Raw genomic sequence first — 6,579 nt, 5'->3', positions numbered from 1 at the left:
TTTTTTAGCGGAAGATTCCAGGTCTTGAACTTTTGGTTCTTTTGTTTTAAGACAAAAGAACTTAATAAATAAATAAAATGAATAAGAAACTTACCCTACTTTTTTTCTTTCTCTCTATCATGGCATTAGCACAAAAGCCGACTTTATTCCTGATCGGAGATTCAACCATGGCTAACAAAGAAAACCCGGATAAAAACCCGGAACACGGCTGGGGACAAATGCTTCCGCCCTTTCTTACATCAGGAATTGAAATTCAGAACCATGCAACTAATGGACGAAGTTCCAAAAGTTTCAGAACAGAAGGAAGATGGGGCAAAGTGATGAACCAACTTAAAAAAGGAGATTTTGTAATCATTCAGTTTGGACATAATGATCAGAAAGTTAATGATTCGGCACGTTTCACCAATCCTTATACTCAGTATAGAGCCAATCTTGAAAGATATGTGAACGAGGTGAGAGCCAAAGGGGCTCTTCCCATTCTGATGACTTCCATTGTGAGGAGGAATTTCAATGAAAACGGTGTTTTGGTAGATACTCACAAAGAATATTCTCTGGTGGTAAGAATGGTTGCCAACGATCTTAAAGTACCTTTTGTTGATTTGCAGCTACAGACAGAACTGCTAGAAATATCTTACGGTCCGGAAAAATCAAAAAAACTGCATCTTCATTACAGAAAAGGAGAAGATCCTTATTATCCGGAAGGAAAAGATGATGATACCCATTTATCAAAACTGGGTGCTGAATCTGTTGCAAAGCTGGCAGTCTATTCTTTGAAAAATCTGAAAACAGGGTTGGAAAAATACATTAAATGAAATCAAATGTAAAATCTAAAATAGACAAAAATGAATTTTAAAAAAGAACCTTTCTTCGATGGTAATTCTGAATGGGAAGATCTAGGAAATGGCGTTTCCAGACAGCTTGCAGGCTATAATTCTCAGGTAATGATGGTTATTGTAAAATTTGAAAAAGATGCTGCAGGACCTTTTACATCAGCATTTTCATTCTCAGATCACCTATGTTGCTTCTGGAAAATTTGAAGTTACCGTAGATGGTGAAATCAAAATATTGCAGCAGGGTGATGTTTTTTTCGCACAGCCCAATATTTTTCATGGAGTGAAATGTATTGAAGAAGGCAGATTAATTGATGCTTTTGCTCCTTTCAGAGAAGATTTTCTCATTCCTTAATATGCAAGGAACAGCTTCTGGTCTCTATGTTTTATTATATTCTTTTGTTAAAAAATTTCATATTCTTATCCATACAATTTTAATAAAAAACCAACTCATATCCAGTCTTTGAACATTTAACAAAATGCAATCGGTTGCTTATATAAAATAATTAACATTATAATTATATAAATACTAATACAATAAAATATAAAATAATTCAATAGTAAATTTATAATTTTACATCACAACAAATCACAAAATATAAACTATGAAAACAATGTTCAAGGCTACCTTTCTTACAGTAGCTCTAAGTTCCACTTTTGCACTAACCGGATGCGGTCATGAAGAGATTAATAACGATCTTACCACAAATGAATTAAGCATTAAAAATTCACTGGCTCAAAAGATCATCCCTTTAGCTGATTGTATTGCCCCGGGATGGGCTTCTCAAAATGGCGGAACTACCGGTGGCGGAACTGCAGCAGAAACAACGGTTTCTACCTATGCCCAACTAAAAGCTGCCATTGAAAACACATCTGTAAAAGTGATAAAGGTAACAGGAACCATTACTATTACAACACGCTTATCATTTCAAGATCAGACTGGAAAAACAATTTATGGGGCAACCGGAGCCAAATTGGTTTCTACTGACCAGACAAAGGATGGCTCAGGAATCATCAATATTAAAAGATGTAATAATATCATCATCCGAAACCTTATTTTTGAAGGACCGGGAGCTTATGACACGGATGGCTGGGATAATGCCATTCTGGATGACTGCCGAAATGTATGGATTGACCACTGCGAGTTCAGAGACGGTGTTGACGGAAATTTCGATATCAAAAACAAATCCGATTATATTACAGTATCTTACACAAAATTCCATTATCTGAAAGCCCCAAAACCAGGAGGTTCAGGAGGAACGGATGACCACAGATTCTCAAATCTTATCGGATCAAGTGATGGAGCAACCGCTGATGCCGGAAAACTGAACGTCACTTTTGTTCGTTGCTGGTGGGCCCCGGGGTGCAGAGAACGTATGCCTAGGGTAAGATTCGGAAAAATCCATATTCTGAACAGTTATTTCAACAGCTCTGTAAGCAATAAATGTATTGCAGCAGGGGTTCAGGCCAATATTTTGGTGGAAAGAAATGTTTTTGAAAATGTGAAAGAGCCTATCAATTTGATGACCGGATTTACAGCGGTAACCCAAACAGGAAACAGCTTCATTAATGTTACAGGAAATACTTCAGGAAGCGGAACGGCCTTCACACCTCCATACAGCATTGCTAAACTTAACGCAGCAGACGTAAAAGCGGATGTAATGGCTAATGCAGGGGCAACGTTGGGTGGAAATATATGTGATGCTTTCTAACAGGAGGCTTTAATAGTAATAGTAGTAATAAAAGAAGGAGGGTATCTCAGCAATGAGATGCTCTCTTTTCTATTTTAACCGCTTAAAAATATGATGAATGATTATATTTTGAGTAATAGGTTTGGGCTAAAGACAATGGAAAAGGATAAAAATGAAAGAATGGGCTAAAACCCATTCTTATTGAATATTTATAGTAATTTTCAGTGATTAATACCCTGCAAGATCAGACCTTTTATACAAACTCTATTATAAAAAATCGTGTATCCAAGGATAAAACATAGCCGAAAAGCTTTTATTTTCCTGTACCTTAAATTATATAAACAATAAAAATCTTTACGCCTTAGCAATTCTCCAACAAAAAACAAATAAGTTGAACGATCGCAAAGATGCAATATTTCAGATTAAACACAGCTCAAGGGCGCGAGGATTCTATCTACAGTAAAATTGAACACTGTATAAAATAAGTCATCACCAATAACAAAAAATCATTCTTTTATTTTATTATTTTCCAACCACTTCGGGTACTCTTTCGCTATAAGTTTTTCTGCAAAATCTCCAAACCAGTTATAACCATTCCTTCTCTCCTCCGAAACTTCATTGTAATTGTATTTTACACTTCCGTCACGATCTCCGAACAAAGGCCTGTTGGTGTGAATATCATAAAATCTCGCCCAGATCACCGAATTTTTATCTTTTGCCAATACTCTTACTGCTTTTCCGTTTTGCTTGGAAACATTGTAGCTATAGCCTTCAATCTTGTTCTGCCTAAACCATTGTATCGCAGATTTTATAGATTTTTCAATTTCCGGTGTAACCGGCTGTAACATTAAAAACCTGATAACGCCTACCGATTCTCCTGTGGCTAATGAGATAGGTTCAAAAGCTCTCGCTTTATCGGGTTGCAAAGTGATTTCATTATACTGATCTGCCCAGATGGAAAATATTCCTTTCTGCAAAACCTGGGTTTTTAAAATACATTCGATTCCTTTTTGAACCGCAGCTTTAGATTTTTCTTTTAGCGTTGAGTCAACGACATCAAAATTGTTTTTTCCTTCTGCCGTATTATAAAGAACGGTTAAGGCATTGATCATTGCATTGTCGTTGTAAGTCACCTGTTTTCTGTAGAGCCCTTTATTGGGATAATACTGAGGAAAACCACCGTTATCATACTGCATCAGAAGAAGGTAACCGATTCCTTTCTCCGCAGATTTCAAATATTCAGGATTCTTTGTTGCTGAATAGGCTTTAATCAATCCATTGATCTCTCTGGAGGTCGCATTATTATCAATCGTTGCATGATCATCACCTGTAGATTTTATCTTTTTTAAAAGGTTTTTATCAAGCGGTAAATTATAGTTCACCGTTGACTTATCTTCAAGCTGTTTCCCCCAACCTCCATTGGGGAGCTGATAAATCATCATTTTCTCTGCTAATGTATCTTTAACCTGACTGGAAAAATTAACGGCCATTAAACCTAATGCAAATGTGTATATTTTAAGATTCATTTTTTTATTTTTCAGAATTAGTAACCATATTGTAAGAGAGAATGTTTATTTTCCGATCATCCTCAAACCCATAAAAATCTCTCATTTTACCACTTTTATCACCAACGGTTTTTCAATCATCCGGGACTGCTTCTCCAGAATGTTCTCCCAGTCTTTCTGAGTCTGAATTTGTCCACTTTTCTGCCATGCAAACCCTGCGTAATAGGTCAACTTTTTTTCGGGTTTGGTAACGACCAGCAGGTTACTTTCGTCAGGAACATCAGATTTGTAGGCTATTGATTTTTCTACAATTTTAGGGTCTACAACAATTCCTTCTCCCACAAAAGCATCATCTATTTTTTCCCAGTGAAGGTAATAATGGTTTTTATCATTCAGTTTGGTTTCGCCCTCATTTTTGTGTAAAGTGATTCCGATGGTGTAATTGGGAACATTTTTTTCAGTTTCAAAATGAGATTCAAACTTTGAAAAATTGGAACCCAAATCCAAAGAAATTCTCTTGACTTCCTTTACTCCATATTCGCTCCACGGATCATAAATGAGTTCAAAAACAGTTCTTAAAGGTCCTTCAGCAATAGTTCTGGAGTGTACAAAGTTTTGTGAAGTCTGAAGTTTATTATTCTGCCAGATTCCAATTCCTCCTGTTCCGCGGCTGTTTCCTACATGATAAGGATCGTAGCCTTCTCCTCTTGTATCTTTGTGGTAATACATCGGATCGGTAAGATATCCTTTGTACCATTTGTTGATAATAGATTGATCGGTCCTTTTCAGCCAGATATCGACTCCGCTTGAAAGGGTGCTGCTTTTTATTCCCTGTAATGCTTCCTGCTGTCCTTTGGGGCCATATACCCTGAAGGCAATTTTATCATTTTCCCAGGCATAATCATCTACTCTCTCCGGAACCAATCTGGAATAGGTAGAAACCGTGGTTTCAGGAAGCGGAGCCTTTCCATCAGCCATAATGGTATAATTATTTGTTTTTTTAGCATTGATATGTACCTGAAAGAGTAGTTCTTCACTTATCCCGTCTCCATCATAGTCTATCCATTGAACCGGAAGTAATGCTCCTGTTGAATCCTTGATTCTAAGCTCTTTTTCACTGTGCTTAGATAAGAATGACTGTAACTGAGCAGCTTGAACAGTCACCACTTCAGTTCTTGAAAAATCCAAAGGATTAGTCACCTTAACGGATTGCTGAGCTGGGGAAAAACCTGAAGTAATGCAACCGATTGCACAACTGAATCCAATAAAGCTTTTTTTTCTGATCAACATAATTTTATTCAATGAGTTAATAATACAAAAATATAAATAATTTGGGAATAAATCATTGATGATGACTGAAGTTATTTAAACTTTTATTTTTACGTTGATAAGTCTCAAATACATAAATGACATTATAAAAATTCAAAAATGTTACCAATCCTATTAAAACATCAAAATTTCGAAGATTTAAGATTCTTGGTTATCACAAGGCAACGCTACAGCCAGACAGTAGCCTGATCTTACGGTAAAAATCACCCATGGCATCAAAAAAGATTCTAAAAGCGGTTCTTTAATACGTTTTCCCCTTCCGGGGAGTATAAATACTCTTTTTTCCCGTTTCGACTTTAAAATGACAGTTGTTTTGATTCCCTGCTTTTTTGCTGTGCACTATGATCTACCTGAATGTCTGCCGTCATTTTAGTCAAAAATAAAGAAAAACTTAATATTCTGGTTTAGTAAAAAGTAAATACTGGCTAAAAATTCCGGAATTAAAGTATAATATTTCATTCATAGAAAATAGTATTCAAAATAATATTACATTTGTTTATATTATTACTATTTGTAAACAAAATCAGATTGAAAAAACGATGAGCGATTTTATCATAGGAATTGGCAAGAGAATCAAGGATATCAGAAAAGAAAATAATCTTACTATTAATGAGCTGGCCAACAGAGCCAATGTAAGCAATGGTCTTATTTCGAGAATCGAAAATGGAAGAACCATTCCTTCCCTTCCTGTTTTGCTGGATCTTATACAGTCACTGGAGATTGATGCCAGTTATTTTTTTGAAGGTGTTGAAAAAGACAGCACTTCAAAATTCTTATATATTCCTAAAGAAAACCAGCAGATTATAGAAAAAGAAATGGAAGCAAAAGGCTTTAAGTACATGCATATTTTCAGTAAAAGTCTTAATTCTTTAGGGTTTGAAGCTGTCTTATTGACTTTAGAGCCTAATTCTAAAAGAGAAAAAGTAATTACCGATGCCTGGGAATTTAAATATATTTTAAAAGGAAAAGTAAAATACATCATAGATCAGGAAGAGATCATCTTATCTGAGGGCGATGCCCTGTATTTCAACGGAAGACACCCTCACGTTCCTGAGAGTATTTCAGAAGAATCGTGCCTTATGCTGGTATTGTATCTTTATTCTGAAAAAGCCTGATCCTGGATTTTCAAAAACGCAAAAATTGATCAAAAAGTTTACTATTAGTAAACTTTTATTTTTGCTATTTAACAAATAAATAACAGTTTCTTAATATCACATTTCTTAA

7 protein-coding genes are annotated in these 6,579 nt (G+C 35.5%); 5 read left to right on the top strand and 2 right to left on the bottom strand.

What is annotated here, in order from left to right; all coding sequences use genetic code 11:
- Positions 1 to 77: 77 nt before the first annotated feature.
- The 4 genes from AC27VX_RS14935 (at position 78) to AC27VX_RS14920 (ending at position 2,542) form a co-directional block, all read left to right on the top strand.
- Positions 78 to 812, top strand: a complete 735-nt coding sequence (locus AC27VX_RS14935; protein ID WP_488696403.1) for a rhamnogalacturonan acetylesterase — start codon at positions 78 to 80, stop codon at positions 810 to 812.
- 30 nt (positions 813 to 842) lie between these two features.
- Positions 843 to 1,037 (top strand): cupin domain-containing protein, encoded by a 195-nt coding sequence (locus AC27VX_RS14930; RefSeq protein ID WP_488696401.1) that lies wholly within the window; start codon positions 843 to 845, stop codon positions 1,035 to 1,037.
- Positions 970 to 1,185 carry a cupin domain-containing protein gene (locus tag AC27VX_RS14925; protein ID WP_488696399.1) on the top strand — a complete coding sequence of 72 codons (216 nt, stop codon included), beginning with the start codon at positions 970 to 972 and terminating at the stop codon, positions 1,183 to 1,185. The genes AC27VX_RS14930 and AC27VX_RS14925 overlap by 68 nt, the downstream gene beginning before the upstream one ends.
- Positions 1,186 to 1,435: 250 nt before the next feature.
- Positions 1,436 to 2,542, top strand: a complete 1,107-nt coding sequence (locus AC27VX_RS14920) for a pectate lyase family protein (protein ID WP_236854740.1) — start codon at positions 1,436 to 1,438, stop codon at positions 2,540 to 2,542.
- Positions 2,543 to 3,027: 485 nt separating this feature from the next.
- On the opposite strand, the gene pelA is transcribed toward AC27VX_RS14920, so the two are convergent.
- Together pelA and AC27VX_RS14910 are read right to left on the bottom strand one after the other, a co-directional pair.
- Positions 3,028 to 4,047: a pectate lyase gene (gene pelA / locus AC27VX_RS14915; RefSeq protein WP_488696397.1), complete on the bottom strand. Its 1,020-nt coding sequence runs from the start codon at positions 4,045 to 4,047 to the stop codon at positions 3,028 to 3,030.
- A gap of 81 nt (positions 4,048 to 4,128) precedes the next feature.
- Complete coding sequence (locus tag AC27VX_RS14910) at positions 4,129 to 5,316, bottom strand: BT3233 family polysaccharide utilization protein (protein WP_488696395.1); 1,188 nt, start codon at positions 5,314 to 5,316, stop codon at positions 4,129 to 4,131.
- Between the two features lie 578 nt (positions 5,317 to 5,894).
- On the opposite strand from AC27VX_RS14910, the gene AC27VX_RS14905 reads away from it, so the two are divergent.
- Positions 5,895 to 6,470, top strand: a complete 576-nt coding sequence (locus AC27VX_RS14905; protein WP_236854743.1) for a helix-turn-helix domain-containing protein — start codon at positions 5,895 to 5,897, stop codon at positions 6,468 to 6,470.
- Positions 6,471 to 6,579 lie beyond the last annotated feature (109 nt).

The sequence above is a fragment of the Chryseobacterium sp. 14P4.3.2 genome, from assembly GCF_057799275.1.
This window is presented reverse-complemented; position numbering and strand designations above follow the sequence as displayed.

What these genes read in the sequence shown, in the direction of transcription:
- AC27VX_RS14905 (WP_236854743.1), top strand. Translation starts at nt 5,895, where the DNA reads ATGAGCGATTTTATCATAGGAATTGGCAAGAGAATCAAGGATATCAGA.
- pelA (WP_488696397.1), bottom strand. Translation starts at nt 4,047, where the DNA reads ATGAATCTTAAAATATACACATTTGCATTAGGTTTAATGGCCGTTAAT.
- AC27VX_RS14925 (WP_488696399.1), top strand. Translation starts at nt 970, where the DNA reads ATGCTGCAGGACCTTTTACATCAGCATTTTCATTCTCAGATCACCTAT.
- AC27VX_RS14910 (WP_488696395.1), bottom strand. Translation starts at nt 5,316, where the DNA reads ATGTTGATCAGAAAAAAAAGCTTTATTGGATTCAGTTGTGCAATCGGT.
- AC27VX_RS14935 (WP_488696403.1), top strand. Translation starts at nt 78, where the DNA reads ATGAATAAGAAACTTACCCTACTTTTTTTCTTTCTCTCTATCATGGCA.
- AC27VX_RS14930 (WP_488696401.1), top strand. Translation starts at nt 843, where the DNA reads ATGAATTTTAAAAAAGAACCTTTCTTCGATGGTAATTCTGAATGGGAA.
- AC27VX_RS14920 (WP_236854740.1), top strand. Translation starts at nt 1,436, where the DNA reads ATGAAAACAATGTTCAAGGCTACCTTTCTTACAGTAGCTCTAAGTTCC.